This window comes from Paenibacillus sp. S150, from assembly GCF_019352175.1.
GTDB lineage: Bacteria > Bacillota > Bacilli > Paenibacillales > Paenibacillaceae > Paenibacillus_AQ.
Genome location: NZ_JACBYI010000014.1, coordinates 25,277 through 52,183, shown reverse-complemented (window position 1 = coordinate 52,183; position 26,907 = coordinate 25,277). Strand labels below are relative to the sequence as shown.

Genomic DNA, 26,907 nt, shown 5'->3' with positions numbered 1-26,907 from the left:
GGTGAACGATCAAATGAAGATAAAAGCAAGGCAGCGGGACAAGCTCGGCCACCGCGCGCGCTTCCTCCTCTGTCTGTTTCTGGGCCTGACTCTGTTCTCGGCCGGCTCCTCGTTTCCTGCAGAGCTTTCCGCCACAGGAAAGCGGGTAACTGTCACACAGGCCGTCTCTGCAGCCCATTCGCCCTTACTTGAGATGAGAACAGCGGCTTCTCCGGAATCCCTGCAGGATTTCGCCCGGGTGACTCTCGGCAGGCTGTCGGCCAATCCTCCCTTCACCGGCTGGAAAAATGCGGACACTGAATATTTCCCTTTAGGTCCCGGAACCCACAGCTGGCTGGTGAATGTCATGAATGGAGGGCAGCGGATCGGCTATCTGATTGTCTCCGCCAAGGACCAGGGCGGTTATATGCTCAGTGAATATGGAGCCGGAAGCTACGGCCTCCCCTACAGCTTGCAGGATCTGCACCAGTTTCTGGTGCAGCAGGAACTTATCCCTTCCAATTATGCAGGAGAACTTGAACTTACGGCGCTCTACGCTCCGCTGCTGCCAGTCTGGGAATTAACGTTCGGCAGCAAGACACTGTATATTAATGCATCAGAGCTGCAGGTTCTGCCCTGGAGTGCCAGCCAGGCGGAAGGTGTCCTCAGCGAAAAAGCTGCCGGAACCGGCACAGTCTCCAGCCTGGCTGCCGGATACTCGCCCCTTCCTGTCTACCGCACCGGGGGACAGGATGATCCCTATGCCGATTTGCTGTGGCTGTCAGCACCGCCCTTGGCTAAGCTCAGCGGAGACAGATTCGCGCTTCTGCTGGCTGCGGGCGGCAGCCTTGCCTTTCAGTCCCCGGGCCGCAATGATGCGCTCGGAGCTCCCTTTATGATTACCGGCTGCCAAATCTGGCGCTCTTCCCCCTCCGGCAGCAGCACATCAAGCGGCAGCCCCTCCGTTCTCTACGCCGCATCCGGGCCGGAGGGCAAGCGGTATCTCCCGCTTGAGATGCTCCAGGGCAGCGGCACCCTGCATAAGCTGCCTGCTTCCGGCAGTGCCGCGCCGGGCTCCGCTCCATCAGCGGCAAAAGGCTCCACCGGCAACTGAAGCGTCGCTCCCGCCTAAAATAACTATTCGGCTGCGGCGCTGCGAATCTGCGGCTCTGCGGCCCTATAGGCCCATGGGCGCTGCGCCCCTGCTTCCTGCGGCGCTGCGAATCTGCGGCGCTGCGGCCCTATAGACCCCTGCGAATCTGAGCCCCTGCGTCCTGCAGCGCCGCAACTCTGCAGCTCCCCCTTGACGGAGAAGCGTACCTTTTCCCATTCACTTGGCCTTCCCTCTGGGAGCCATCGGGAAGGCCAAGTGGAAAAAGGTAACTACTTAGGTACAACATTTTGATTTTAAAGGCTACTTAAATACTTTATGTTGTGTTTTTTATCTACTTAAATTTGAGTTTGCACTACGTTCAACGCAACTCGACCCGATAAACATCTACATGTATTGTTTCAAATCCCAATTGGTACAAAATGCACTATATGGGTACCTAAGTAGTAACCTAATTCCACTTCATTCTCCATTCCATCTCACTAATTTCGCCGCTCCTTCTGCAAAGACAACCCTTAGGTACTACAGCATGACTACCGCGCCTTTAACTGACCTCCAGCTCTTTACACATACTTTATCTGCAACAGACAAAAATCTTATTTTCCCCCGGACAACAAGTAGAAACGGCTACGCCGTCCTTGACCGGGCAGCGCAGCTGTTTGCATTTCAGGTGTAAGGCTGCTGCTGAAGCCAGGCGGGAAGCCAAGCGGAAACGGTCACTTCATATTCCCCCAGCCGCTTTTTTCGCAAGGGTAAGGGGGAAAAAGGGTCCCTGATCGATCCCTTTCTCTCCCTTACGGGGAATACGCCCTACATTAAGATGAACTTGAAACATTCATCCAAAGGGCAGCTATTTTAGTGGTAAAAAGTACAACTAAGGTAGCGCATTCGGATACTGGATCATCCCTAGTGGGAAAAGGTACAACTAATTCGGCTGAAATCAGCCATATGGGGTGAACGGGTCTGCATTAAGTGTACAAAATCCCACTAAAGCCCGTTAAAGCCAGAATTCCAGCCCATTAGTGTTACTTTTTACACTTCGCTTCAGTCCCCGTGGCCTTGGCTTCGATGATGACTCAGGTACTTTGCGGGGAGCCCAAAACATCTAAACCTGAATTTCGAAAGTGAATTGAACAAGTCCAGATCGGACAAGGGATAACCCCTCTTTTTCCTTCACCCATTGGGTGCAAGTTGTTTTTCACAAAAAATCCCTTCGTGTAGAGCCTTTTAGATGATTTGTAGATGCTTACCTTCGAAATTCAGGATAAATTCTTATCTTTCAAGTAGAAACGGCTACGCCGTCCTTGTACAGGAAGGCGTGTTTCAACGAGAAATAGAAGGATAATTGAGTGTGCCGAGCATATAAACTCTGGCGTAATATTTAAATAAAAGCCTTCCCCTGATGCCGGACAGACCGGCTGGGGAAGGCTCTTTGCCGCAGATAAGCTATCTATAGCTGAGACGCCGGACCGCTAAATAAAGCTTCTCCATGCGACATGCCGCACGATTCATGTGATATGCCGCACGATTAGAGAATGCGCTGTCCCGCTTTGTTATTCCTCGAAGCCGTCCGGGAGCTGTTTAATTTTTTTGCTGCGGCGTGCCCATTTGCTGCGCCACATGGACCAGCCGAGCGGGAGCATGCCGAACCATTTTTCCGCCCAGGGCTGCTTCTCAGACTTTCGCCGTTCCCGGCTGCCCTTCGGGTCTTCTATATAGACGACTACCTTCTCCGTGATATATTTCACCAGATCATCTCCACCTGAAGCCATCTGGATCACCTCCCGTTTCCTTGAATCGGAAATTCCCCTGTGCTTGCCTCAAGCTGCATGTATCTAGAAGTGTGGTGATTTTGTCGTTTCCTACGGCCGGGTAGGGGTTTCCGCCCGCTGTTGTAGCCGGATTTTTTGGATTTTGTAGCCCCCTATATGGGGAAATCCGGCGGCAAAGGCGACCGCTCTCGCTGTTCCTCTCCTTATCGGCTCTCCGGACACTTTTTCAGCACACTTCTAGTGTGCTCCATTATGCCCTGCCCTAAACCATTGGCCGGTCTTTCGTATAGCTTTGCCTGCTGCGGCACAATCTAACAAAGAATCCATTCCACAGATCAATCCCGGGCAAGGAGGTTATCCTATTGATACGCTCTAATTACATGAGAACACAAAACGCTGCCGGCGCCTGTATAACACAGACCCGGCGTCTACGGCTGCTGCTGGCTGCTGCCGGACTGCTGTTGTCGCTGCTGGCAGGAACGCCTGCAGGAGCGCAGCCGCTTAATGAGCCTTCAGAGGCCGATGTGCAGCCGGAACGCCAGCAGATGCTGGGCCACGATCAGCGGATCATTCTGATTGACGCAGGGCATGGGGGAATTGACGGCGGCACCTCGCACGGCTCCATTCTGGAAAAAGACATTACACTGGCGATTTCTAAACGCCTGTTCCTGCTGCTGCGCAGCGATGGCTTTGACGTCATCCTGAACCGGACCGGAGACTACGCGCCCAGTGACGAGAACCGCTGGCTGCGCAGCTCCTCCCGGCATCTGCGCGATCTGGCCCAGCGCAAAGAGCTGGCCGAAACGCTGCCCGCGAATTTGGTGGTCAGCATTCATATTAACTATGCCCCTTCACCGGCCAAGCACGGGCCGCTGGTCTTATACCGCCAGGAAGGACGCAGCTTTATGCTGGCGCAGTCCATACAGGACCAGCTGAACCGTCTCTACACTGTGAAGGCCCAGCCAAGAGCGGGCAAGCCCTTCTATCTGCTCAACAAAATAACCGCCACAACGGTTATCGTTGAGGCGGGATTTATAAGCAGTCCGGCCGACCGGGTCAAGCTGTGCAGTTCTAAGGGACAGGAGGAAATAGCTGAAGCGATTGCAGGCGGCATTGCCGCCTATCTCATGGAAATGTGAGACTGGAATTCCATTTCCACTGGTCTTTGACCAGCTCGGAAATACCGACAAACTCAACACTGTCCTTCAGCTCGGCAATGCCGCTGCGGATGCCCGCGGCGGTTTCTTTGCCTTGAAGGCCGACATGTCCGATCGTCACACAATATTTTTGGTTCAGCGCCCGTTCCTGCACCAGCCGCATTTGCTTCGCCACATGGCCTGCCGTATGGACATCATCCAGAAAGATGTGATTTTCCACCGGAGGCAAGCCTATTTCCCGGGCTATCCTTCCGGCAACCGAACGGTAATTGGTATGGCTGTCCACAAAGAACAGTCCGCGCTCCTTGCAGACACTCAGAACAATGCCCATGACCCGTTCATCCCCGGTCACCTTGGAGCCCATGTGATTGTTGATTCCAATTGCAAACGGAACATTATCCAGCGCCGCCTCCACCCGCTGGCGGACCTCCGCATCGCTCATCCGTGTCAGCACGGCACCCGGACCCAGCCATTCCGGTTTGCCGCGGCGGGGCTCCATGGGCAGATGCACCAGCACATCCAGCCCTTGCTCATGTGCACGTCTTGCATCCTTCTCCGAGGTCGGCAGGAATGGCATTACCGCCACAGTGAACTTGACCGGAAGCGCGAACATCTCGTCGGTCCCCCGCATGCCGTTGCCCAAATCATCGATGATGATCGCTACACGGCTGCTTCCCTTTGCATGCTCCGCCGGCTGTGCGCGGGTGCTGCGGCCGCCATCAGGCGGAGCGGGCTCAGCCAGCAAAGCAGCTGAAGCCTTTGAGACACTGCTGTGATAGGAGCCTTGAATAATATCCGCTCCCAGAGCGGGTGAAGCGGCAGTACTGAGCGCAGCCGATACAGCAACTATGGCAGCACAAGAATAAAACATTATGCGTTTGACCAGCCGGTTGCCCTTGTTCATAGGGAACGCCTCCTTCGAGTTCTGCAACTAATGATCTCATTGTTTGGAACTCAGAGGCTAAATATGTACAGCCCGGCAGCGCAATTATTAACAATAGCCGGACGCCTGCTGTCCGCGCCGGTCAGCAGCCAGAACAGCAGCCAGCACCTGCCGGGGAGAAACAGCAAACGGCATATTCCCCATTGGATTGTCCTCCGCACAGCTGGCTTCGGCGGCAATCATAAGCCGCTCCTCCTGGGCAGCCGCAAGCCCCAGCTGGCTCAAGGTTACCGGCAGTCCGGCCATCCGGCAGAAGGCGGCCACCTCTCCGATCTCTTCTTCCGGTGCCTGCTCAAGCATCAGCTGCGCAAGCGTAGCGAACGCGACCTTCTCCCCGTGCAGCATAGGGCGGTATTCCTCCAGCAGCGTAAATCCGTTATGGATCGCATGGGCCGCAGCCAGCCCGCCGCTCTCGAAGCCGATGCCGCTGAGATAAATATTGGCTTCGATAATCCGCCCCACGGCTTCCGAGCCATGGCCTGCCCGGCAATCCCGAAGCGCTTCTTCTCCAAAGGCAAGCAGCGTATCACGGCAAGCCTTGGCTAGGGCGAAGGCGGCGATAGAGCTGCTGCCACCGGCCTGGGTGACCGCGCCGGAGCGTCGGCAGGCCCTGGCTTCATAATAGGTGGACAGGGCATCCCCCATCCCGGCAGCCAGAAGTCTGGGGGGAGCCTTGGCGATGATATCCACATCGGCAATCACTACATCCGGGCTGCGCCGCAGCGGAAGGTAGCGGTCCAAGATGCCCTCATCTGTATATAGCACCGACAGCGCGCTGCAAGGTGCATCGGTGGAAGCAACGGTTGGAACGAGAACCAGCGGCAGGCCTGCAAAATGGCTGGCGGCCTTAGCTGTATCCAGCGCTTTGCCGCCGCCAATCCCCACAACTGCATCTATGCTGCCGCCCGCACCAAATTCGGCAACAATCTGCTGCACCTGCCGGAATGAACATTCTCCCTTGAATTCATACAGCCTCGCTTGCAGGCCCTCACGCTCAAAGCTGTCTGCAATCTGCTGCCCATATACAGAAAGGATATAAGGATCTACGACAGCATAGGCCTCCTTCGCACCGAGCTACGAGCAATACAGCCCCAGCTTCGAGATTTCGCCGCCCCCCTGAATATACTTCGATGGAGAACAGATCATTTGCATCATGCGGAATTCCTCCCAAATCGTTTTGTAGGCCGGGGCTTCCCAAGCTAAGTTCATATACGCTGCTGCGCCCGGAAGCATATGTTTACCAATTTCTTTCATTTTAGGGATACTGCCCGGATTCTGCTTGCAAAATAACCCCACAAAGTGGGGCCTTGGCTTCGATGATGACTCAGGTACTTTGCGGGGACCCCAAAACATATAAACCTGAATTTCGAAAGTAAGTATCCACAAATCACCTAAAAAGCTCTACACGAAGGGATTTCCTGCTAAAAACAGCCTGCACCCAGTGGGTGAAGGAAAAAGAGGGTTTATCCCTTGTCCGATCTGGATGGGTTCAATTCACTTTCGAAATTCAGGATAAATTCTTATCTTACAAGAAAGACGCCTATCGGCGTCCTATATAAGAATGCTGCCATTTCAGTGGGGAGGAGAAGAATCATTTCGCGCTGATTTCACCGTCCAGCCGGCTTCGGGCGAAATCAAAGGCACTTCTGCCTCTGATTTCACCGTCCAGCCGGCTTCGGGCGAATTCAAAGGCACTTCTGCCTCTGATTCCACCGTCCAGCCGGCTTCGGGCGAATTCAAAGGCACTTCTGCCTCTGATTCCTCCGTCCAGCCGCCTTCGGGCGAATTCAAAGGCACTTCTGCCTCTGATTTCACCGTCCAGCCGCCTTCGGGCGAATTCAAAGGCACTTCTGCCTCTGATTTCACCGTCCAGCCGCCTTCGGGCGAAATCAAAGGCACTTCTGCCTCTGATTCCCTCTGCCTGCCCGCTGCGGCCAACGCAATAGCGCAGTTTTGGCCGAAGTCCCGATCCATTCTTTCATACTACAGCGCAGCCGTGAAATAACGGATAAGCTTCGCTTCCCCCAATACATATAAATTCTGATCTTTTGAAAAAAGCACCAACCCAAAGGTGAGAGCTGGATAATCATTTGATAGTCCGGCTGATAGTCCGGCGCACAGGCATCTTTTTCTTCTGCTCAACGGTCAGCTCACATTCCTGCGGTCCCAGGGCATTATGGCTGATTTTACTGTCGATCAGGTCTACAATTTGCTGCAGTGAAGCAATCTGATCCAGAATTTTCTGCTTATGGTTCAGGATCATCTCATGCAGCTCCGGGTATTCGGACAGATTGGAGTCCAGCGACAGATCCAGATAAGGACGCATGTCATCCAGCGACATCCCGGTTTTTTTGAGGCAGGTGATCAGCTTCATGGTCTCAATATCGTCATCGCTGTAGACACGGTGGCTGTTGTCCTTGCGCCGCGCCCGGGGCAGCAGCCCAATCTTTTCGTAATACCGGATAGTATCCTCCGTGATTCCCGTCAATTCGGAGGTTTGCTTAATGGAATAGCCTTGCACAACATCAACGCCGGCGTTTGCTCCAGCTTCGATCATGGGATCACCTCTTGCGGATTATTTTACACGTTGTGCATTCATTGTATAACTTGGAGTCAGCTCCAAGTCAACTTTAGTTTATGCCTCACTTTAATTTTAGCCGCACTTTGATTTTAGCCTGACTTTAATAAGTCTTATTTTTAAGCAAATGCAATCCGCAAGCTGGAAAAAGTGCTGAAGCTCAGCCGCCGGGAAGTGATGGCAGTCGGTGATAATTACAATGATATCGACATGATCCAGTATGCCGGGCTGGGGGTTGCCATGGGAAATGCGCCTGAGGAAGTGAAGCTTCAAGCGGATGTGGTCACATCAGCCCATGATCACGAAGGATTGAAGAACTGTATTGAACGTTTCGCTTTGTCCGTCTGAGCAGTTTGGATGTAGCCTGATTATGTTTTAAACCATTCAAAATCCTCCTCTTGACTTGGAGTCGACTCCAAGTTATACACTGAGCGCAATCACCGCAGGCATGCAACTGCAAATTCACGCCAGCCTGCGGCTCAACTCAAAAGGAGAAATGACAGATGACTATAGAACAACAATACCGCGGAACTGCGCTTATTACAGGGGCTAACAATGGGATCGGACTTGAATTGGCCCGCAAAATGCTGGCTGAAGGCTGGCAGATTATCGCTTTGATCCGCTCTAACTTTTCCGGTGACGATTCATTGATCAGCGGGGCTGTGAAAAGCAAGCAGCTGCGGATCTACCGAGCGGACCTCAGTGATTTCACCGCGCTGAAACACGCCCTGGATGAGATTAAATCGCAGGAGCAGCAGGTCGATCTGCTGTTCAACAATGCAGGCGGCAGCTTCCCTGAGCTGCTCTACTCCAAACAGGGACGGGAAATGCATTTCGAACTGCAGACCGTAGTTCCGTATATCATCACCATGGAGCTTAAGGGGCTGCTCCGGAAGGGACAGCTGAAGACTGTAGTCAATACATCCTCCAATGCCATCATGACCGTGAGGCATTTAAACCCGGACACCCTGGAGCATCCCACCAAATTTAAAAAGCTGCTCGGTCCGTATGCCGCCTCCAAGCTGGCCCTCTCACTCTGGACCCGGGAGCTTGCACCGCAGCTGGCTGAGGAAGGGATTATGATGCGCAGCGCAGACCCGGGAGCAAATAACACGCTGCGCAGCGGCAAGGACTCGGGATTGCCTTTCTGGCTGAAGCCGATCATGAAGCTGTTCTTCCCCCACCCGAGCCATGGTGCGGGATTGCTGTACAGTGCAGCTCTGGGACAGCACAGCAGGCAGCCCGGCGTCTTCCTGCTCAAGGATCAGGCAACCGGGCTGAAGTTCACAGAACACGGCTCCAAGGTTCTGGCCAAGGTGAAGGCCATATACGAACAGGAATTTGCCGCAGCCGCCAGCCCGTATTCCTCATAGAGGCGGCGAGTAAGACACATTTACGCACTTGTCCATTCACCTGCGGCCCTTGCCGGATTAACGCTGTCCGGCCGGTCTGACGACGATTTCATTGACGTCCACATCCTCCGGCTGTTCTACCGCATACAGAATCGCCCGGGCAATGGACTCCGGCGGAATCGAAATCCGGCGGTATTCCTTCATCGCCTGGCGGGCGCCCTCATCGGAGATACTGCCGGCCAGCTCGGATTCAGTGACTCCGGGCGAAACCACGGTTACCCGGATACTGTCCTCGCTCTCCTGGCGCAGCCCTTCCGAGATCGCCCAGACGGCATATTTGGTCGCGCAATATACCGCCGCGGTCGGCGTTACCGAGTAGGCTCCAATGGAAGCAATGTTGACAAAGTGGCCGAAGCCCTGCTTTTTCATCACCGGGATTCCTGCCGCGATTCCATGCAGAACACCACGGATATTCACATCGATCATATGGTCCCACTCGTCCACCTTCAATGCTTCCAGCTTCGACAGCGGCATCACTCCGGCATTGTTGACGATGACATCCACCCGGCCGTATTTGGCCAGTGCAAAATCAACAAAACTATCCAGCTGCTCACGCTTGGTGACATCAAGCGCCATGTAATCTGCTCTGCCGCCTTCTGCCCGTATTGCAGAGACCAGCTGCTCCAAACGGTCTGTACGCCGGGCGCCCAGCACCACCGCCGCCCCCTGCCCGGCCAGCAGCCGGGCCGCCGCCTCTCCGATTCCGCTGCTTGCACCTGTGATGAGAATTACCTTTTCCTGAGTACCCGTCATTTGTCTCTCTCCTTTAGACTTTGTGAATTCTGTTCTTTGTCCGCCGGTTATGAGCCATAGCACATTCAATCTCAAAAGGGGACTCCTTCATTGTGCAGCATACGGGACGGGTGCCGGTAGCCGGTTATTCGCCGATCCTTGCCTATTCCTCCAAAACTGCTGCTGCAGCTACTTCTCCAAACGGCCAAAAGAACGCAGCAGCAGCAGATTTCCAATAACCACATTTGTCTTCCACCAGTTTTCGCTGACCGCGAACTCCTGCTCATAGGCTCCCCAGCTCCAGGCCAAACTCCAGATGCCCTGCTCATTTCTTGATTTCAGAAGATAATCCAGCTCCTCCTGAAGCAATGCGGCATTGCCGGCATAACCCGGACTTTGCGGCGATTTAATGAATACAGACGGTCTGCAGCTGTAGCTGTCCCAAGTCCCCGCTTCCCGCTCTATCAGCACTGTAATTTGTCCGGCAGCGGCTTCCTGAAGCTGCATATAGGGAAACTGCTCCTGCAAGCCCGCCTCTTCGATACACTCCAGCAGCGTAATTACACATTTCAGCGGATGCATCTCAATGCCCGGATGCTTCAGGAAGATCCTGCTCAGCTCCGTGGCAATCTTCAGCCCCCGTTCATAGAGTCTGCTCTTTCTGTCGGCATACTTCAGAATAAAACCGGCGAGAACCCCCGTTGGATTGAACAGGCTGCGCGCAGTGCTGCCGGAGCTTGTATGCCACCAGGGTGCATGGGGATAATCATTGTTCGATTCCACAACATTACGCCACGTGTCCCCCTCCATCTCTGCTCCACTGTCCAAATACGTCAGAATGCCTTGAACCACAGAATGTGATCCGTCCTCAAAATGAATCTCCAGCAGCTTCTCCACCGCATTGGCTGTCTGAACCGGCGCAGAGCAAGGGTTCCACGAATCCGCCTCCAGCGCATGCCCGAACCCGCCATCCTCATTTTGATACGCGGCCAGTGCTTCCAATACAGCGGAAACCGGCCCCCCTTCAAAGTGAACCTTCCATCGTGCCAGGTCAACCGGCCGCGCATTGCGGTAAACCCACCTTCTTATCCCTTTGAAATCCTGCTCCGGCAATTTCATTCACATTCTCCTTCTGCCCAGTCTGCTTCTGCCTGCACATTATCTGCACCTGCCAGTATTTAAACCTGACTCTTCTCAACAACGCAATGATATCCATCATTACCGGGAGGGTTTTTCTGTTCTTCCAAGCGAAGCAGGCTGCTGTTCAAAGTTTATCAAACGTTAATGAAGCTTTTATGGCCTGTTCATCCTTCTGGGAGTGAACGTTCATAATGCCCCGTTATAATGAGAACCAGAGAGAAGAAAAGGATCATAGAATTGCATGAAGGAGTGAAAAACGCATGAGCGATTATGTGCTCCAAGCACACCAATTGTCCAAGCATTACAAGCAGCATCCTGCCCTGGATCATGTCGATCTGACGATACGAAGAGGCAGCATCTATGGTTTTATCGGTCAAAACGGCGCGGGTAAATCTACTCTTATGCGGATAGCGGCAGGATTAGCCAAGCCAACCTCGGGAAGAATTGAGTTGTTCGGATTTGGAGAAGGCTCCAAGCTGGTACAGGCGAGAAGGCGCGTTGGCACGACCATAGAGTCACCGGCCCTTTTCCCGCATATGACTGCCGGAGAAAACCTGGAGGTATTCCGGCTGCAAAAAGGGATCAGCGATACAACACGAATCCGTCAAACCTTATCGTTGGTGGGACTTGCATCAGCGGGCAAAAAATTGGCGGCCAGTTTCTCACTCGGCATGAAACAGCGGCTGGGCCTTGCCATCTCGCTGCTGGGCAGCCCCGAGCTGCTCATTCTTGACGAGCCAGCAAACGGGCTGGACCCGGTGGGGGTTGTTGAATTGAGGGAATTATTGCTTCATTTAAACCGGGAGAAGGGGATTAGCATTCTTATATCAAGCCATATTCTTAGCGAGCTGCATTTGCTGGCAACGGATTACGGCATTATTCACAACGGGCGTATGCTGGAGCAGCTGTCAGTTCATGAGCTTCAGGACAAGTGCAGGCAATACCTTCATATTAAGGTGAACTCCCCTGAAAAGGCAGTTGCCATTATAAATGAAAACTGGCCGGCAAACGAATACGAATTGGATGCCGGTGGTGTCATCCGCCTGTATGAACCCTATGGTGCTCCCGGCGAAATCTCTGCCACGCTGTTTGCAGCAGGTCTTGAAGTCCAGCAATTCATGCCTAAGGGTGAAAAGCTGGAAAAGTTCTATACCAGTCTGGTCGGAGGGGCAGCCAATGACCAATCTGTTACGATCTGAGCTATACAAATTGCAGAGGGACCCCTCGTTCCGGACGTTGTGCTTCACCTTAACGGCTGTAGGCATCCTCTTGTCGGCAGCTCTCTATTATATGAGCTCCAATCATAAAATTTTCAGCGGTATTGCAGGACTCGGCTACGGTGTACAAGTAAATGTGCTTGTTCTTAAAATTGCTCTGGCTATTGTCGGGGGCTTCTTTCTCTCAGGTGAGCATGGGCTGGGAATCATGAAAATCACCGCCGCTTCCGGGTACAGCCGCAAGCAGATTTATGCCGCCAAGCTGACCGCCTATTCCATGGGAATTATTTTTTTGTCCCTGGTCGTCCCTGTGATATGCACCGCAGCAGGCAGTCTGCTGAATGGCTTTGGCACTCTCCAGGACATTCATCCCGTCAAATATTTGTTCCGCACACTCGCCTTAACGGTGCTTTACGCAGCCGCGTTTGCTTCTATTGTTGCGGTGTTCGCAATCTCAACAACCGTAAGCGGTGTAACGGTTGGTGCGGTGCTCCTGGTGATGCTTTTTTTCGATACGGCTTCACAATGGCTCAGCGGGAAATGGGCTTTTTATAAATTTCTGTATGAGCATTCCGTGTTTAAGCTGTTTCTGGAAATCGCCTCCCATGAACCAACCGCTTATCAGCTTATACTTTTGATCTTTATACCGGCTGCAACCATTCTCCTGTTCGTCTGGGTGGGCATGATGACTTTTGGCAAAATGGAAATTAGATAATAAATTGAGCTCAGGGAGCAGATAACAATGAAAAAACGGATTCTCTATGCTGTGATTGGAATTGCAGGCGCAGTATTAATTCTGTTATCCATGGTTGGCATTAAGTTTCAGTAACCGGATTTACCGGGATATTCAAATCATATATGATTAGAGCAAGAACGATATCCTACAAAAAACGGGTGTAACCATACAATGGCCAGCGAACGCATTATGATTGTCGAAGATGAGCAGGAAATTGCTGAACTGCTTAAGGATTACCTGGAAATTGAACGTTATGAGGTCATTATCAGCCACGACGGCGAAGAGGCACTTCAGAATTTCAGACAGTTTCATCCGCAGTTGGTTATCCTTGATATTATGCTTCCAAAGCTTGATGGCATGGAGGTGTGCCGCAGCATACGCGCGGAGTCCGACGTTCCCGTCATCATGCTCAGCGCGAAAAAAAGAGATTCCGACAAAATTCTGGGTCTTGGTCTGGGGGCGGACGATTATGTGGTGAAGCCCTTTAGTCCAAGCGAGATTGTGGCTAGGGTAAAGGCGCAATTAAGGCGTTTTCACGGGTTGGCCACACCTGCAAAGCAGCCTAATCTGATTGTGTATCCGGGTTTGGAGCTTGATCTTAAAGCCTATGAGGTACGGGTACGGAACAAGACTGTCCACTTCTCTGCGAAGGAATTCGAGGTGCTTCGATTTCTCGCCGTACATCCCAATCAGGTGTTTACCCGCGGGCAGATATTTGACAACGCCTGGGGAAACAACGAATACGGGGATCTCAACACGGTAACCGTGCATGTCAAAAAAATACGGGAAAAGGTCGAGCTTGATCCGGCCAGACCGCAATATATTCTTACCGTACGAGGGATAGGCTACAAATTTTATGGGGGGCTGTAAAAATGAAGAAACCGGGGCTCCGCTTTAAAATGGCGGCTTCGATGCTTATCATCATCCTGCTTCCCTTGCTCCTCATCCCTTTTGCAGCCATCAGTATCGGTTCCAATAGCAGCTCTCCGGCAAATGAAGCCGATCAGGGAATATTAGCCGTTGTCATTATGGTGGCGCTCCCTTTGATTCTCTGTACGATTTGGATGACCCGGGTGATTACGAGACAAATTTTAAGGCCGCTGAAGGAGCTTACGCTTGCGGCTGAGAATATTGTTGAAGGCAATATGGACTGCCCAATCAGTTACCGGTCGAATGACGAGCTGGGCAGATTCAGCGCTGTGTTCGAGCTGATGAGAACCCGCTTATTGGAATCAAAAATAAACCAGGAGGCATATGAACAAGCGCGCAATGAACTCATTGCCGGCATTTCCCATGATCTGCGGACGCCCCTTGCCTCCATCAGAGGATACGTAGAGGGATTACAGGACGGCGTTGCCCAAGATAAGATCAAGTTCGACCGTTATTTATCGATCATCCGGGACAAGACGGATAAGCTGGACGAGCTGATTGAGGATTTGTTCCGGTTCTCGGAGCTGGAGACGGGACAATTGCAAATGAACTGCGAAGAGAACGAATGCGCCACGCTGCTGGAGTCTATCGTGAGGCCGCTGGAGGATGAATTCGCCGAGGGCACCGCAAGTCTGACTGTGGTGCGCCCTTTTCCGCACGGGATGGTAAGGGCAGATCCGGTACGGCTCACGCAGGTATTCGATAACTTGGTCGGCAATGCCGCAAAATATGCAGGAGAGGGGGCACATATTACCATTACAGCTTCCAATACCGGGAAACGCCTGGAAGTGGCTGTGAGAGATACCGGCACAGAGATTGCCCCTGAACAATTGCCTCACCTCTTTGAGCGGTTCTACCGCGGGGATAAATCACGTTCCAGCCAGGCGGGGGGAGCCGGACTCGGCCTTGCGATCTGCAAATACATTGTTGAAGCGCATGGCGGGGAAATCGGAGTCCGCGCCTTCCCAGATGCCGGAAATGTGTTTTTCTTTTCGTTGCCGCTCTATGACTAGACTCTGCCGGTTTCATCCTGCTCTCCGTTTCCACTTGTCTGTCTCATTTCTGATTTCAAACTGCAAAGTTGAGTTAAATAATTGGGATGAGCATACTATAGGATAAATGGAGGAGGGAATTATGAAAAAGACTGCCGCCGGAAGATTGTTTTCTTTTTCCAAACAGCTGTTCCAAAAAATTAAGCTTGATGACGTGCAGGGCATCAGCGCACAGCTTACCTACTATCTGATCCTGTCCTTATTCCCTTTTCTGATTTTCATTATGACTTTGATCGGCTATGCCCATATTTCCGTGGAGGATAAAATCCGTGATCTGGAGCAGATTATGCCTGCAGAGGCTATTTCCATTATCGAGGAAATTCTGAAGGATGTTTCGGATGGCCGCAGCCAGGCCCTGCTGTCCTTCGGGATGCTGGCTACCTTATGGGCCGCCTCCAAGGGAATCAATGCCATTATCAAAGGCCTTAACCGTGCCTATGATATCGAGGAGAACAGAGTATTCTGGAAGATCCGCGGCATTGCCTTCCTGGCGACACTGTTCATCGGGTTTGTAGTGCTGCTCAGCATTCTGCTGCTGGTGCTTGGCACCTGGCTGAAGACACAGGTCTTCCTGCTGGTCGATCTGCCCTACGGCTTCCAGAAAATCTGGGATTTGCTGCAGTATGCCATCCCGCTGTTCGTCCTGTTCATCGTCTTCACGCTGCTCTACTGGATTGCTCCCAGCCGCAGACTCACGCTAAAAGAGGTTATGCCCGGCGCGATGTTTGCAACCATCGGCTGGATCATAACCTCCGTACTCTTCTCCGTCTATGTCAACCAGTTCAGTAACTTCACCGAAACCTACGGCAGTCTCGGCGGGGTCACGGTGCTGCTGATCTGGCTGTACATCAGCTCCATTATTATCCTGGCCGGCGGCGAGATCAACGCCATCCTCATGAAGCGTTCGTTGAAGCGCTGATTAATGGGAGAGCACGCCGCTGCCGCCCTCTCCCTTTGCTTGCTCCGCTTCCGTTGCCGGGAGATAGGCGCCCTCCTCCCGCAGACGGCTGCGCAGGGCTGAAGTGTCCACGGCGTGGACATCCGGCTCCGGAAGCAGGGCAGCCATTGCTGCGGCAATGCCTGCGGCTTCCCCCATTGCCAGACAGACAGGCATGACCCTGACACTGCCCTGCACTTCGCGCGCGCAGGAAATGGAGCGTCCGGCAACCAGCACATTTTTCAGCAAACGGGGAGTCAGGCAGCGGTAGGGAATGCCATGGGATTCCCCCGGACCATAACGCCTGATCACTTCCTGCTTGCCTCCAGCCTGCTTCTCTTCCTTCTCCGTTCCATGAATATCAATGAAATAGCTGTTGCGGCAGATTTCATCCTCAAAGCTGCGGCGGTCCACATAATCCTCTACGCTAAGCACATAATCGCCGGTGATTCGCCTTGTCTCCCGCACACCCATCAAAGACCCCGTATTGGCTACATACGAGTTGCCGAAGGAAGCGGGCTGGAATTCGGCAAGCGCGTCCCTGTAGGCTGCAGCCAGCTTCCGGCCCTGCATCAGTGCCTCCGATATGGACAAGACATCCGTGTTGTCCACCTCCCACAAATGTCCGGCGTTGAAGCCTACCGTTCTGGGGGCGGTGATATTGTTGCAGATATGCGCATCGGGAATCAGCGGATAACGGCCGGAGCCGAGAATGTCATAGATCGGGCTGGTTTTGTTGCTGCTATGCAGCAGCGGGCCGTGAAGATAGGCATGCTCATCCACATTGCCCAAGGTGAAGCAGTGCGTGGCCGGCATCAGCCCGCCGGTTTCCACATCGCCCTTCAGATATTCCGCCCCTGCCCATGCGGCGACATCGGCATCACCCGTACAATCGATATACACCTTGGCCTGCAGGGCCTGGAGACCGCTTTTGCTGGCTGTGATCAGCGCTGCTACCCGGCCGTTCTCATCCGTATCCACCGCTCCAAGCTGCGTCATGAACTGGACGGTAACGCCCGCCTCCTGAACCAGCTCATCATAAATTACCTTCAGCTTTTCCGGCTCGATGGGCACCCAGTCCACAGCGTCCTTGCCGACATGCGGCATCTGCGCCTTCAATGACTCGAACACCTTCATGGCCAGTCCTCTGTAGATAATGGTCTCCATATCTGAGAACGGGCACCACGCCGGAACAAGTCCCGAGGTTCCCATCCCGCCCAGGCTGCCTGTGGCTTCAACCAGCAGTGTCCTTGCTCCTTCCCGCGCTGCCGCCGCTGCGGCAGCGCATCCGGCGGGACCTCCACCCACGACAATAACATCCCAGGAATCCTGGAGCGGAATTTCATTGCTCCGCATCTTGTAGCTGCTCATGCGCTTTCCCTCCCAAGAGATTTATTCGCAATAAAGCGCTCTCTCCGAACACCGTTTACAAAAATTTCTACAAATAAAGAAATTCTCCTGCCTTCAGTACAAATAATGGACAAAAACCAAGATATTTCAGGCTGTTTGCCGGCCCGCTGCGGCATTTAAACTATATATGACTGATGGCACTGCAAAATGCAGCAGGACCGTCAAAAAAGGAAGACCCCTTTATTTATATAAAACCCATAAAATGGATATCCGTCTGCGAACTGTTCATCAGTCACATGTGGTAAAGTATCCTTAGCCCGTCTCCAATAAGCTTTTAAAAACAGCAAAAGTTCAGCTTACCGAAAAGGATAAAATACAACCATGGACAAATCAGTTATTGCTGCCATCACCAAAAGCCCGCTCAGAGCCTCACTGTACCACTTCACCCGAGCGGGGAACCTCCAGAGTATGGCCGCCCTGGACGGTATTTTCGCCTCCGCGCTGCTCTGCCCGGAATACGCCAATGGGATACGCCGCACTGCAACCCGTGCGGCAATCTATAACGGCCAGCCTGCTGTACTTAACGCCCATCTCCGCATCGCCCCGGAAGCCATGGAAGCAGGTACAACGGCTGAACAGTTCCGGGCCTGCCTGGACCGCCATGTCTTCCTGTGGCCGGCCGAACGTGACTGTATGACAATGGCCGCTGTGTACTCCCGCCGGGAGCCGGGTGAAGCCTTTGCCATTCTGAAGTTAGACGCATATTCGCTTCTAACGGATCACTTTGACCATATCCGTCTGTCCAAATATGATTCCGGGAGCTCTCCCCGTTATCCGCACCGGATGTCCTACCGCAAGAGCTGTGGCATGCTGCTGCCTATCGGACAATTCATGACAGAGAAGCGTCCTGCGGTACCGGACAAGCCCTCCCAGATCAAGGAAGTGCTGGTGGAATATAAGCTTACCCCGTTAAGCCGCTATCTGCAGGCTATGTACTGTTCTGATCCGCGGCTGGCGCCTGGAGCATGGAGCGCCATCTGTGAACCGCTGGTTTGGCCGCAGGCTCGTCCTCTGAGCGCTCCTGACAAGCGTTGACTGTCCTGAATGGAAAAAAGCTCCGGAATCCTGGAGCATCAAAATTCCGGAGCAATGATCATCCAGCCGCCCGGTTACTCGGCAGAATCATAGATTGACCGCTTCGCTCAGATGCCGCCATTTGGCGTCGGATTCGGCTCGTGCCTGCATCGCCAGACCTGCATAATGAACCGCGTCATTTCCGATCAATAGCCGCAGCGGAGGCTCTTCAAGCCCGGCAACCTCAAGCACAACATTTGCCACCCGGTCCGGATCGCCTGGTTCCTGCCCGCTGTGCTCCCGGAGCATGCTTACAAAGCTGCCGATAGTCTGCTCATAAGGCTCTGTGACCGGGGGGATGGTCATTGAAGATCCAGCCCAGTCTGTGCGCATGCCGCCCGGCTCAATAACAGTAACCTTAATTCCGAAGGGAGCCGTCTCCTGGGCCAATACCTCCGAGAAGCCGCCGACCGCCCACTTTGCGCTCTGATAAGCCGAGAGTCCGGCTGAGCCAATCCGTCCGCCTACAGATGAAATTTGAATAATATGCCCTGCACCCTGCTTCCGCAGAATTGGCAATGCGGCCTGGGTTACATAAACTACGCCATAGAAGTTCGTATCGATTTGAGCGCGGAAATCCTTCAGGCTCACATCTTCAATAGAGGACACATCACCGTAGCCGGCGTTGTTCACCACTACATCCAGTCTGCCAAAAACTTCAGCCGCCTTCCGCACCGCAGTGAATACAGCCGCCTCATTGGTCACATCCAGCGCTATCGGGCAGATTTGCTCTCCATATTGTTCAACCAGATCAGACAAAGCTTCCGGCTTGCGCGCAGTTGCAACAAGCAGGTCACCCTTCTTAAGCACAGCTTCAGCCATGCTGCGGCCCAGGCCGCGGGAGCTTCCTGTAATAAACCATACTTTTTGTGCTGTCATAGTTTTATTCTCCTTTGTGTTTTAGTGTTCTTGCAGCAGGCAGTTACGCTAAGCCTCACCCCCCCTTAATTAAATGATCGTTCATTTATTAATATTCAAAAGCAAAGGGCTGCTCTATGCTTTGACAGCATCCCAGCTCATTTGCAGCATGATCTTCAGCGGGCTCCCATCGATCTGCGTTTCACCCTTGAAACGCTCCTTGACCAGCCGCATCACCGGATACATGCAATAAGTAATCAGCAATCCCACGCCAGCCTGCTTGGACAGCTTCTGTTTCTGGCCTTCCTCGAACAGATCATTAAGAGGCTGGAACAGCGCACTGCTCTCATCCAGGCACCATTTGTCCGGCAGCGGCGAATTCGTAATCTGCTCCAGAAATAATCCTTATGGGCAAGCACGACAGCCACATAGCTCCGAATGACCGATTCCAGCCGGCTGCGGACAGGAAAGCCCCGGGTCCAGGCCGCCGGGCATCCGCGCGCCTGGCAATCTTGGATACGGATATATCCGCGAACCCGATTTCGTTCAGCAATTGTATGGTAGCCACATAGATGGCTTCTTCTTTTTGACCGTCTCGTTGTCTCATGGGCATATAATAAATGATCATTCATTTAAAGTCAAATATATAATTGTAATCTCCCGGCTACACAGTCCCCCCTCCTTTCCGGCTGTTCCCGCTCTCCGGATAGCCAGCCCCACATCACCAAAAGCATTGAAAAGGGCATCATACTCATCCCCGTACAAGGAGTCTGATTCAAGCATATCGAGAAAGTCATGAAAGGAACGAAAGCTTGACAAGATCAGCTTGACCTTAACCTCCTTACGATCACATGCCGTGATTTCTTGCAGACGTCTTCTTAATTCAACATCGCTCATTCTGTCCTCTTCACTAAAGTAAATGACAACGGACTTCGTTCCCTCCTCTCTGCCTGTAATGATGACTGACCGTAAGCTGTTGTGCTGTGCAGCATTTGCCACCCGGCTAACCAGCTCTTCCCGGCACCCGTCCATATATTCCTTCAGATTCGAACAGATGGATAATTCTTGCTGAAGCCTTTCTATCGCAGCTGCTATGACAGGCCTGATCTGTACTTCAGCAAGGCCTAAGAATCGCTGCTCCAACCGGTTGTATTGGCTCTCGGAAATCCTGATATCTCTGGCATTCCCCCCTGCCAGAATCGAGAAAATCGCATTATTCAGCACCAGCTCATAAATATTGAACAGTTCAATCTGGTAGTTGAATCTGCACTCCCTTCCGTAGCGAATTTCAAAAGCTCCTGCGGGTCGAACAGAGCGCAAAACCCGGTCTCCATCTTAAGCCGTTCCAAATACTGCCTGATATAAAAAACACCCTGAAGCCGCATATCATCAATAGCCAGCGGGTAATCAATGCTCGCCATCGTATTGTGGGCATCGAAACCCTTCAGCATACTCTTCAAGCCTGCTCTTCAACAAATCGAGCGAGCCCCCGCAATCTTCCTCGAATACCTTCTTCATCCTGTGAAGAAGCTGCGTGTCGCTGATTCGGTCTTCTGTATCATTTTTCAAACAGTAAAAAATCTCATGCAGCTCATTCAGGGTATCTGCATAATTTTCCTGCCGGATGAACGGGGATTCCGAGAATACATCGATGAGCTCCTTGGTCGCCTCGATGCTGAGCTCCACCCGCCCATAGCTGTAAAGCACCCGTTTTCTCGCTGCCATCATCAGTTCAATCTCCTGCGGGGTCAGCACCAGGCCGTATTCTTTGGTCTTCCCGTTCAATTCCAGTAATTCGGTCATATACTTTTCCTGCATAGACACATTCAAGGAGTTGAAGATGCGGGACAAATACATGCGCTTATCCTCCTTTGCCGACTTAATAATTAAGGTGCACCGCTCTCCCCCAGCCATCAATCCCCCAAAAAGGATGAAACAAACCGTTGACTTTTTTATCTACACTCGGAACGCTGATGTTTATGAGCGCAGCGATGGCGGAGGATTTCATCCCTCGGCATATTGCAGAAGAAACGCCTATATAAGCTGAACTTAAGTTCACTCTCTATAATAAATAATTTTTTTAACCGATATGCCAGAGATGGCGCCCATGCCGGGCGCTCCATCGAAGCAAGCCCGCGCCATGAACGGCGCGGGCTTGTTCTTTATGCATTCTGCTTCTATCACAAAGTACGGGATTTACCAAGATGACCGCCAGATTAAGGTCAGCCAAATCCACAAGCCTAAGAGCCAAGGCGAGGATCGTTCCCAGGACTTAAACTGGGGAAGCCCCACAGCAGCCTTCTTAACCAGAGATGCCAAGTGGATTTTGTACCACTAAATTCTCCGGGATTCGGTGCCACAACGGGATTAGCGGGATTTTGTACACTTGATTTGGGGAATTTCGATGGCTGATGGGTGATTTAATCGAATTAGTGTTACTTTTTCCACTTCATGCTGCTAAGGGACCCGAAAAAGCTTTAATTAGTGTTGCTTTTTCCACTTAGAACCTGGTGCAGCTCACCGCAAGAAGCCTGAGGACCGGCCAGCCGGGTTCTCGCTCATATAACCGCCAGCGCGGCACGAACCCTGAATCTGACAACAATCAAGTTTTTAGCTTGTCCCCCTCTGCCCTCATGATCTTCAGGGCGGCAAGTTTTACGCAGTTGACTTCTATAACGAATGTACGTACCCGCTGGGAGCTGCACCGCGTGCAGAAGGGTTACTCCTTATCACAAAGTAGAGGATAAGGTCCGCCAGGCTCAGCAGGTTATGGACCCTAGCGAGGTTCGCGCCCCGTACTTTGTTACTGAGCCAACTTCTTTTGACGCATTGCCTTGACTTTTACTTTCGGCTCTCTCCGATTCGGCTTGCTTTTGCGTTTATAGCCGCCGGGCTCTTCCCGCCCCTGCCGCTAATCCCGCCCGGATTGCCTCCAGCAGTGCATGCGTCCGGTCGCAGCCATACTCCCAGAACATGATGCCGGCCAGGCCCTCCCGAATGACGTAACCGCACTTGTGGGCAATCGACTGCTCATCGTCATAGGTAATGAAGGTGCTGCCGTCGAAGAGATACGGCGCCTTCGCCTCGTCGTCCCAATGGCGGGTATAGCCGTTCCGGCCGATATAATCCGCCGCAAGCTCGGTGTAATTCGGGCCGTAGCCGCCGCTTGTGCCCGCCATTTGATGCAGGCCGGCCTGCACGTCGGGAACTTCCTTCCACATGCGGGAATAGAAAGCGGCGCCGATGACGATTTTGTCTCTCGGTACGCCCGCCCGCTCGAACAGCTTCACCGAAGCGTCCGTGCTGATCCGGAACAAATCGCCCGCCGGCGTGTACAGATTCGTATGATGCCCGGTCAGCACCTGAAACCCGCCGCGCATGTCGTAGGTCATCAGCTGCACGTAATCCAGATACCGCTGCGCCTGCTCCATTTCGGTTCCGTCGACGTAATATTGGTCCGCTCCCGCCGCGATCGTCAGCATGTAATGCCGACCGTCCGCCGCCCCCTTGCCGTCCAGCGCTTCCCGGACCGCACGCAGCAGCAGAGTGAAATTGCAACGGTCGCCGGGGCTTGCGGCAATGCCTGCCTCCCCGTAACACGGGTACTCCCAGTCCAGGTCAATGCCGTCGAAGCCGTGCTCGTCGATCGCGCGGACGGCGGAGCGCGCCATAGCGCTTCTCCCTTCCTCCATCGCCGCCGCTTCCGAGAAACCACCGGCGCTCCATCCGCCGACGGACAGCAGAACGGACACGTCCGGATGCAGCCGCTTGAGCTCCGCAAGGCGCTCCAGATTGGCGAGGTGCCCGGTGACGATTTCGCCGTCCCTGATATGCCCGAACGCAATGTTGATATGGGTCAGCTTCAGCAGATCCTCCCGCGTCAAATGGGGAAGATCGTTGGCGCCGATGTAGCCGACCGTTTTGTGGACCCGGTTCATAAACATCAACTCCTGTCGTGAAAAATCTGGTATGCGCGATTACGGGCCGTGTCCGCCGGACGGCACTCTGTTCCCGTACGGCGTTCCGCCCGGAGAACCATCCGTCGTCATTCCCCTGCACACACGGCCTGCAGCACCTGCAGTGCCTCCTTGCCGCTCCCGGGCTTATAGCCGGACTGAACGTACCGGACCGCCAGACTGCCGTCCAGCACGTACAGATACGGATAGCCGCCTTCGCCGGGATGGCAGCGTTCCGCCATCCGGCGCAGTGCCTCGCCCGCCCCGTCGCGCAGCAGCAGCGCGCCCTTAGGCAGGTCCGGGTAAGCGGCGGGGTCGAAATCCGCGCTCTCCGGCCCTTCCGGCACGGCGAGCAGAAGCGGCCGGCCGGCCGCTTCATATTCCGCCTTCAGCCCGCCGGCCTCGCGCAGCAGATGGCGCGAAGGCTCGCGGCGCGGGTCGATCCAAGCCAGCACCGCGCCTGCGCGTCCTGCCAGCTCCGGCAGGCTGACCGCCCCGCCGTCCCCGTCCCAGCGGCATAGGACGCTGCCTCCGTCCGCCGTCCCCAGCACGGGGATGCTCCGCTCCGGCTTGCGGAATTGCGGGGCGAGCACCGTCTCCCGCCCGGCCTCTATGCGGAAATAATGGAACCGCCCGAGCACCGTGCCGTCCTGCAGCCGGACACCCGTAATGAGGCGGTAATCGCCCGCTTCCAGCTCGAACGGCTTATCGTATACGTCCTTCCCGCCGAAAGGATACAGCAGCGTTTGATAGACGCCGTTCTCCAGGCGGCCGAACGAGAAATTCTCGCGGTACGAAAGCACCGGCGCATCTTCGTTCGCCTCCCCGTTCCGCACAAGGCGCAGCGTTCCCCGCGGCAATGGGGCGTCTAGCCGCGGCTCCTTGCTGCCCTCGCCGTCCGCATTCCCCCCGCTGTCCGTCAGCCTCGCGTCCGCCCATTGCCCGTGATGCCAATACTGGGGATGCTGGGTACCCGGATGCAGCCTGGCGGCGATGCCGAAGCTCCGCAGCAGGGCGGCCAGCATAATATCCACGGAGGCGCGGTCTCCGGCCTTAAGGCGGAACGTACCGGCCGGTGTGGCTTTGCCTTTCATATGCGTCCGCTCGCCGCTAATTTTCCAATCCAGGGCGACGAGCTTCGCCAATTGCGCCGGGTCCCTGCGGAAGGCGTCAACTTCGTCCGCCGTAAACGCCGAGAGAAATTCGGACTTGTAGGGGGCAAGCATTTCGAATTGAACGCGCGGACAGAGCAAATAACGCTTCGCCCGGAAAAGCCCGTCTTCCGGATCTACGCTTTCCCCTACCGCGTCTGCCGTTCCCCCGCCTTGCGGACCCGGACTCTCCGCCGTCAGCCCGCCCAGCCAACGGACGCCGCCCAGCAAATAATCATCCAGTACCGGGCGGAACGTATCGGTCAAATCCTTCGGGTTCAGGCTTTCCAGCAGCCGCAGCGGCCATAGCCCGTGCGCCGGCGTATGCTCAGCCAGGAAATCCGCGGCTTCGCGGGCGTTGCCCCGGGCTGTGCCGAGCACTTTCCATACCCGGTCCGCCGGGAGCCCCAAGGCTGCGGCAAGCTCCCGCGCCTGCGCTTCGCCGAGGAAGGTTCCCTCGTACGCCTTGCGCATCCGCTCGCCTTCAGCCACGCGGTCCCGGTGCTCCGCCAGCCGTTCCTCCGGAAGCGGCGGGCGCTCTTCCCCTTCAAGCTCCGGCGGCGGAATCATGCTGAAGCCGGCCGCTCCCTCCGGCTGTCCGGTCTGACGCAGCACGAGCGAAATGTCGTCCTGGCCGCCGGCGCTTACCGGCGCCTCGTCCCAGACACCGTCTTTCACGGCGCGGACGATCAGCTCGCCGTACCCGGTCTTGAAGGATACCTTGCCCTCCGCGTCCGCCTGAATGACGGCAAGGGGAAAAAGCTCGGCGTAATTGTAAAGCTGGAACAGCACCTCGGCGCCCGCGGCAGGCGTTCCTTCTTGGTCCACAACCCGCACGTTCAGCGTGCGGACCGGCGCGTAATGATCGAGCAGGTTGATTTCGGTATGCCATTCGTCCCTGAACGTAACGGTCTCGGGTCCGTCATAGCCGGACGGGACTCTCGTATGGACGAGCATCGCCCGCCGGGCGGGACCGCTGAACCAGCCTTCGTCCAGGCGCGCCTCCGGCTCGCATGCGCCGATATAGTGCCACTTGCCGTCCGCCCATGCCTCCACCCAGGCATGGTTGTCGTCGCAATGCGCCCAGCGCGGCGTATAGCATTGCCTGGCGGGGATGCCGATGCTGCGCAAGGCCGCTACCGCCAGCGTCGATTCCTCGCCGCAGCGCCCGCGCGCGCTCCGGATCATCCCGAGCGGCGACAGCGTCCGAAGGTCGCTGCCGGTATAGGTGGCCTTCTCATGGCACCAGTAATTGACTTCCAGGATGGCATCCGCCATCGACAGGCCGGCTGTCCGTTCCGCCAGCTCGCCATAAATGACGCCCTGGTAATCCTCCAGATTTTCATTATTGATCCGCAGCGGGAGCACGTAGTGCAGAAACAAGCCGTCCGGAACGCGCGTGCCCCAAGGAACCTGCTTCCGGCCCGCGATTGCCCGGCGCGCGTGGGTCAGAAACAGCCCGCCGTCATAGTCCGCCAGATCGCATACCGGCATGCTGGCGTACAGAAATTTGAGCGCCCACTCCTCCTCGGCCGTCAGCTCTTGCGACAAAACGCCGAACAGCCGCTCCGCACGGCTCCCCGCCAGCTCCCGCTTGCGTTCGAACCTCCGCCTGATTTCGGCCAGCTCCTTGCCGCCGAGCGAAAAAACCGTCTGCTTCATCGACATCCGGCTCACTCCTTCCACAATTTTCCGTCTTCGCGTATCCAATACCTCTCCGTGCCGTCAGCGGACGGCGCCGACAGCTGGAACCGGCCGGTGCCGGTCTCAATGGCCGGCGCAAGCGCGGCCAAATCCGTCTCTCCCTGGGCCAGCAGCGCAAGATCATCCGTAAACCGCCCGTGCTCCGCATAATGATTCCGCTGGCGGTAATACAGGCGGCGCAAGCGCCACTTGATCAGCTCATCCGGCGGAAGTACGAAATCGCCATGCCTTTCTGCATGTTGCGGCTGTTGGGCCCGCCGGACTTCCTGCCCTTCCCCGCCCGTTGCCCCGGCGCCGCCGAAGACGACGTAGCCCCACAGCTCCGGATAATGCATGTTCACGATGCCCTGCGGCGACCAGACCCAATTGTCCTCCGGATAAGGCTTGCCGGTAGCCGGGTTCACCTGCTTACGGTATCGGCCGTCTTGCGTCTCCACCCTCCACTGCACGCGCGAGAAATTGACCCGCCAGCATTCGCCGGCAAGGGGCGGACGCCCCCCGGCGGCGCATTCCTTGAGCGCGCTCCACGGCATCGCCACCTCGACGCTCCAGCTCCGGTTATCGGCATACGGATTATTTAATTCCCCATCTATATGCACGGCCGTGCGCAGCCCCTGAATGTCCCAACCGTTCACCGGCGGTCCCCCGTCCCGGTAAGGCGTGACGAGCAGCAGGTCCCATACCGTATTCAGCGCGTTGATTTCGAATTCGTAATACCGGTGCGTATCCCCGTCGGGATCGATGAAGATTTCAAAATCGTTGTCGTTAAAAATAACCGAATCCCGCTCCGTGAGCGTAGCCCAGATTTCGTCGTCCGCAAGTTCCGCGCCGAAATAGAAATACTCGTCGTCCCATAGCATTTTGACCCGGGTCCGTTTGGACGGAACCTGCTTGCGGCCGCCTTCGATGTCCACGAAATCCTCCGTCCATGGAGCCTTGTCCCAGAACGCCTTGTCCAGCCTGCCGTCAAGCGTGAGCCCGCCTTCCGCCCGCAGGCACAGGTAGCTTCTCGGTGCGTATTCGATGTCCGGCTCCGGTACCGCACTCCATTTCACTGT

24 protein-coding genes and 2 pseudogenes are annotated in these 26,907 nt (G+C 54.8%); 11 read left to right on the top strand and 15 right to left on the bottom strand.

The genetic code is table 11. The annotated features are described in order from the left end of the window. The first annotated feature begins 13 nt into the window (after positions 1–13). On the top strand, positions 14–1,093 hold the full coding sequence (locus tag HYD27_RS14690) for a hypothetical protein (protein ID WP_219216345.1): 1,080 nt from the start codon (positions 14–16) through the stop codon (positions 1,091–1,093). Positions 1,094–2,643: 1,550 nt separating this feature from the next. Here the strand turns inward: HYD27_RS14690 and HYD27_RS14685 are convergent. Further along, a complete protein-coding gene (locus HYD27_RS14685; protein WP_219216344.1) occupies positions 2,644–2,862 on the bottom strand; it encodes a YqzE family protein in 219 nt (72 codons plus the stop codon). A gap of 362 nt (positions 2,863–3,224) precedes the next feature. Here HYD27_RS14685 and HYD27_RS14680 point away from each other — a divergent pair, with 362 nt between their 5' ends. Next, a complete protein-coding gene (locus tag HYD27_RS14680; RefSeq protein WP_228745147.1) occupies positions 3,225–4,001 on the top strand; it encodes an N-acetylmuramoyl-L-alanine amidase in 777 nt (258 codons plus the stop codon). On the opposite strand, the gene HYD27_RS14675 is transcribed toward HYD27_RS14680, so the two are convergent. The 3 genes and pseudogenes from HYD27_RS14675 to HYD27_RS32415 form a co-directional block, all read right to left on the bottom strand. Beyond that, the gene (locus HYD27_RS14675; RefSeq protein WP_219216342.1) at positions 3,988–4,923 is read right to left on the bottom strand and encodes a divergent polysaccharide deacetylase family protein; all 936 of its coding nucleotides are present in this window, start codon (positions 4,921–4,923) and stop codon (positions 3,988–3,990) included. The two genes, HYD27_RS14680 and HYD27_RS14675, sit on opposite strands and share 14 nt — an antisense overlap. Before the next feature lie 87 nt (positions 4,924–5,010). After that, positions 5,011–6,021 (bottom strand): annotated as a pseudogene (locus tag HYD27_RS14670) (glycerol dehydrogenase); the annotation flags it as partial. Between the two features lie 15 nt (positions 6,022–6,036). Next, positions 6,037–6,171, bottom strand: coding sequence for a hypothetical protein (locus HYD27_RS32415; protein WP_255596456.1), 135 nt, complete (start codon positions 6,169–6,171; stop codon positions 6,037–6,039). A gap of 352 nt (positions 6,172–6,523) precedes the next feature. On the opposite strand from HYD27_RS32415, the gene HYD27_RS14665 reads away from it, so the two are divergent. Beyond that, positions 6,524–6,967 (top strand): hypothetical protein, encoded by a 444-nt coding sequence (locus HYD27_RS14665; RefSeq protein WP_219216340.1) that lies wholly within the window; start codon positions 6,524–6,526, stop codon positions 6,965–6,967. Between the two features lie 81 nt (positions 6,968–7,048). Here HYD27_RS14665 and HYD27_RS14660 read toward each other — a convergent pair whose 3' ends face one another. Beyond that, positions 7,049–7,519 (bottom strand): MerR family transcriptional regulator, encoded by a 471-nt coding sequence (locus HYD27_RS14660; protein ID WP_219216338.1) that lies wholly within the window; start codon positions 7,517–7,519, stop codon positions 7,049–7,051. 153 nt (positions 7,520–7,672) lie between these two features. Between HYD27_RS14660 and HYD27_RS14655 the strand changes: the two genes are divergently transcribed. Together HYD27_RS14655 and HYD27_RS14650 are read left to right on the top strand one after the other, a co-directional pair. Continuing rightward, positions 7,673–7,888, top strand: coding sequence for an HAD family hydrolase (locus tag HYD27_RS14655; protein ID WP_219216472.1), 216 nt, complete (start codon positions 7,673–7,675; stop codon positions 7,886–7,888). A gap of 155 nt (positions 7,889–8,043) precedes the next feature. Next, a complete protein-coding gene (locus tag HYD27_RS14650) occupies positions 8,044–8,913 on the top strand; it encodes an SDR family NAD(P)-dependent oxidoreductase (RefSeq protein ID WP_219216336.1) in 870 nt (289 codons plus the stop codon). A 57-nt stretch (positions 8,914–8,970) separates the two neighbouring features. Here the strand turns inward: HYD27_RS14650 and HYD27_RS14645 are convergent, their stop codons facing one another. Together HYD27_RS14645 and HYD27_RS14640 are read right to left on the bottom strand one after the other, a co-directional pair. Beyond that, the gene (locus HYD27_RS14645) at positions 8,971–9,705 is read right to left on the bottom strand and encodes an SDR family oxidoreductase (RefSeq protein ID WP_219216335.1); all 735 of its coding nucleotides are present in this window, start codon (positions 9,703–9,705) and stop codon (positions 8,971–8,973) included. 168 nt (positions 9,706–9,873) lie between these two features. Next, positions 9,874–10,803, bottom strand: a complete 930-nt coding sequence (locus HYD27_RS14640; protein WP_219216334.1) for a hypothetical protein — start codon at positions 10,801–10,803, stop codon at positions 9,874–9,876. A 281-nt stretch (positions 10,804–11,084) separates the two neighbouring features. On the opposite strand from HYD27_RS14640, the gene HYD27_RS14635 reads away from it, so the two are divergent. The 5 genes from HYD27_RS14635 to HYD27_RS14615 all read left to right on the top strand — a co-directional run bounded on the left by HYD27_RS14635 (position 11,085) and on the right by HYD27_RS14615 (position 15,678). Then, positions 11,085–12,023, top strand: a complete 939-nt coding sequence (locus HYD27_RS14635) for an ATP-binding cassette domain-containing protein (protein ID WP_219216331.1) — start codon at positions 11,085–11,087, stop codon at positions 12,021–12,023. Beyond that, positions 12,001–12,756: an ABC transporter permease gene (locus tag HYD27_RS14630; protein ID WP_219216329.1), complete on the top strand. Its 756-nt coding sequence runs from the start codon at positions 12,001–12,003 to the stop codon at positions 12,754–12,756. The genes HYD27_RS14635 and HYD27_RS14630 overlap by 23 nt, the downstream gene beginning before the upstream one ends. A 192-nt stretch (positions 12,757–12,948) precedes the next feature. Further along, positions 12,949–13,647 (top strand): response regulator transcription factor, encoded by a 699-nt coding sequence (locus HYD27_RS14625; protein ID WP_219216327.1) that lies wholly within the window; start codon positions 12,949–12,951, stop codon positions 13,645–13,647. 2 nt (positions 13,648–13,649) lie between these two features. After that, positions 13,650–14,720, top strand: coding sequence for a HAMP domain-containing sensor histidine kinase (locus HYD27_RS14620; protein WP_219216324.1), 1,071 nt, complete (start codon positions 13,650–13,652; stop codon positions 14,718–14,720). Between the two features lie 121 nt (positions 14,721–14,841). Next, positions 14,842–15,678 carry a YihY/virulence factor BrkB family protein gene (locus HYD27_RS14615; protein WP_219216323.1) on the top strand — a complete coding sequence of 279 codons (837 nt, stop codon included), beginning with the start codon at positions 14,842–14,844 and terminating at the stop codon, positions 15,676–15,678. Here the strand turns inward: HYD27_RS14615 and HYD27_RS14610 are convergent, their stop codons facing one another. Then, the gene (locus HYD27_RS14610) at positions 15,679–17,067 is read right to left on the bottom strand and encodes an FAD-dependent oxidoreductase (protein WP_219216321.1); all 1,389 of its coding nucleotides are present in this window, start codon (positions 17,065–17,067) and stop codon (positions 15,679–15,681) included. It lies immediately after the preceding gene. 360 nt (positions 17,068–17,427) lie between these two features. On the opposite strand from HYD27_RS14610, the gene HYD27_RS14605 reads away from it, so the two are divergent. Further along, complete coding sequence (locus HYD27_RS14605) at positions 17,428–18,141, top strand: DUF7002 family protein (protein ID WP_219216318.1); 714 nt, start codon at positions 17,428–17,430, stop codon at positions 18,139–18,141. Between the two features lie 87 nt (positions 18,142–18,228). On the opposite strand, the gene HYD27_RS14600 is transcribed toward HYD27_RS14605, so the two are convergent. The 7 genes and pseudogenes from HYD27_RS14600 to HYD27_RS14570 all read right to left on the bottom strand — a co-directional run bounded on the left by HYD27_RS14600 (position 18,229) and on the right by HYD27_RS14570 (position 26,904). Continuing rightward, positions 18,229–19,059, bottom strand: a complete 831-nt coding sequence (locus HYD27_RS14600) for an SDR family NAD(P)-dependent oxidoreductase (protein ID WP_219216316.1) — start codon at positions 19,057–19,059, stop codon at positions 18,229–18,231. 114 nt (positions 19,060–19,173) lie between these two features. Continuing rightward, positions 19,174–19,425 carry a hypothetical protein gene (locus HYD27_RS32940; protein WP_375373920.1) on the bottom strand — a complete coding sequence of 84 codons (252 nt, stop codon included), beginning with the start codon at positions 19,423–19,425 and terminating at the stop codon, positions 19,174–19,176. 237 nt (positions 19,426–19,662) lie between these two features. After that, positions 19,663–20,423 (bottom strand): annotated as a pseudogene (locus HYD27_RS14595) (DUF6179 domain-containing protein). A gap of 22 nt (positions 20,424–20,445) precedes the next feature. Continuing rightward, entirely contained in the window at positions 20,446–20,895 is a 450-nt protein-coding gene (locus HYD27_RS14585) for a DUF6323 family protein (protein ID WP_219216310.1), read from the bottom strand. A gap of 1,022 nt (positions 20,896–21,917) precedes the next feature. Continuing rightward, positions 21,918–22,976 carry a glycoside hydrolase family 18 protein gene (locus HYD27_RS14580; protein WP_219216308.1) on the bottom strand — a complete coding sequence of 353 codons (1,059 nt, stop codon included), beginning with the start codon at positions 22,974–22,976 and terminating at the stop codon, positions 21,918–21,920. A gap of 107 nt (positions 22,977–23,083) precedes the next feature. Continuing rightward, complete coding sequence (locus HYD27_RS14575) at positions 23,084–25,813, bottom strand: transglutaminase-like domain-containing protein (protein ID WP_219216306.1); 2,730 nt, start codon at positions 25,811–25,813, stop codon at positions 23,084–23,086. Between the two features lie 5 nt (positions 25,814–25,818). Further along, positions 25,819–26,904 (bottom strand): carbohydrate-binding family 9-like protein, encoded by a 1,086-nt coding sequence (locus tag HYD27_RS14570; protein WP_219216304.1) that lies wholly within the window; start codon positions 26,902–26,904, stop codon positions 25,819–25,821. Between the last annotated feature and the right edge of the window lie 3 nt (positions 26,905–26,907).

What these genes read in the sequence shown, in the direction of transcription:
- HYD27_RS14660 (WP_219216338.1), bottom strand. Translation starts at nt 7,519, where the DNA reads ATGATCGAAGCTGGAGCAAACGCCGGCGTTGATGTTGTGCAAGGCTAT.
- HYD27_RS14615 (WP_219216323.1), top strand. Translation starts at nt 14,842, where the DNA reads ATGAAAAAGACTGCCGCCGGAAGATTGTTTTCTTTTTCCAAACAGCTG.
- HYD27_RS14640 (WP_219216334.1), bottom strand. Translation starts at nt 10,803, where the DNA reads ATGAAATTGCCGGAGCAGGATTTCAAAGGGATAAGAAGGTGGGTTTAC.
- HYD27_RS14580 (WP_219216308.1), bottom strand. Translation starts at nt 22,976, where the DNA reads ATGAACCGGGTCCACAAAACGGTCGGCTACATCGGCGCCAACGATCTT.
- HYD27_RS14575 (WP_219216306.1), bottom strand. Translation starts at nt 25,813, where the DNA reads ATGTCGATGAAGCAGACGGTTTTTTCGCTCGGCGGCAAGGAGCTGGCC.
- HYD27_RS14605 (WP_219216318.1), top strand. Translation starts at nt 17,428, where the DNA reads ATGGACAAATCAGTTATTGCTGCCATCACCAAAAGCCCGCTCAGAGCC.
- HYD27_RS14645 (WP_219216335.1), bottom strand. Translation starts at nt 9,705, where the DNA reads ATGACGGGTACTCAGGAAAAGGTAATTCTCATCACAGGTGCAAGCAGC.
- HYD27_RS14635 (WP_219216331.1), top strand. Translation starts at nt 11,085, where the DNA reads ATGAGCGATTATGTGCTCCAAGCACACCAATTGTCCAAGCATTACAAG.
- HYD27_RS14620 (WP_219216324.1), top strand. Translation starts at nt 13,650, where the DNA reads ATGAAGAAACCGGGGCTCCGCTTTAAAATGGCGGCTTCGATGCTTATC.
- HYD27_RS14650 (WP_219216336.1), top strand. Translation starts at nt 8,044, where the DNA reads ATGACTATAGAACAACAATACCGCGGAACTGCGCTTATTACAGGGGCT.
- HYD27_RS14625 (WP_219216327.1), top strand. Translation starts at nt 12,949, where the DNA reads ATGGCCAGCGAACGCATTATGATTGTCGAAGATGAGCAGGAAATTGCT.
- HYD27_RS14630 (WP_219216329.1), top strand. Translation starts at nt 12,001, where the DNA reads ATGACCAATCTGTTACGATCTGAGCTATACAAATTGCAGAGGGACCCC.
- HYD27_RS14685 (WP_219216344.1), bottom strand. Translation starts at nt 2,862, where the DNA reads ATGGCTTCAGGTGGAGATGATCTGGTGAAATATATCACGGAGAAGGTA.
- HYD27_RS14585 (WP_219216310.1), bottom strand. Translation starts at nt 20,895, where the DNA reads ATGTATTTGTCCCGCATCTTCAACTCCTTGAATGTGTCTATGCAGGAA.
- HYD27_RS14675 (WP_219216342.1), bottom strand. Translation starts at nt 4,923, where the DNA reads ATGAACAAGGGCAACCGGCTGGTCAAACGCATAATGTTTTATTCTTGT.
- HYD27_RS32415 (WP_255596456.1), bottom strand. Translation starts at nt 6,171, where the DNA reads ATGAACTTAGCTTGGGAAGCCCCGGCCTACAAAACGATTTGGGAGGAA.
- HYD27_RS14610 (WP_219216321.1), bottom strand. Translation starts at nt 17,067, where the DNA reads ATGAGCAGCTACAAGATGCGGAGCAATGAAATTCCGCTCCAGGATTCC.
- HYD27_RS14690 (WP_219216345.1), top strand. Translation starts at nt 14, where the DNA reads ATGAAGATAAAAGCAAGGCAGCGGGACAAGCTCGGCCACCGCGCGCGC.
- HYD27_RS14600 (WP_219216316.1), bottom strand. Translation starts at nt 19,059, where the DNA reads ATGACAGCACAAAAAGTATGGTTTATTACAGGAAGCTCCCGCGGCCTG.
- HYD27_RS14665 (WP_219216340.1), top strand. Translation starts at nt 6,524, where the DNA reads ATGCTGCCATTTCAGTGGGGAGGAGAAGAATCATTTCGCGCTGATTTC.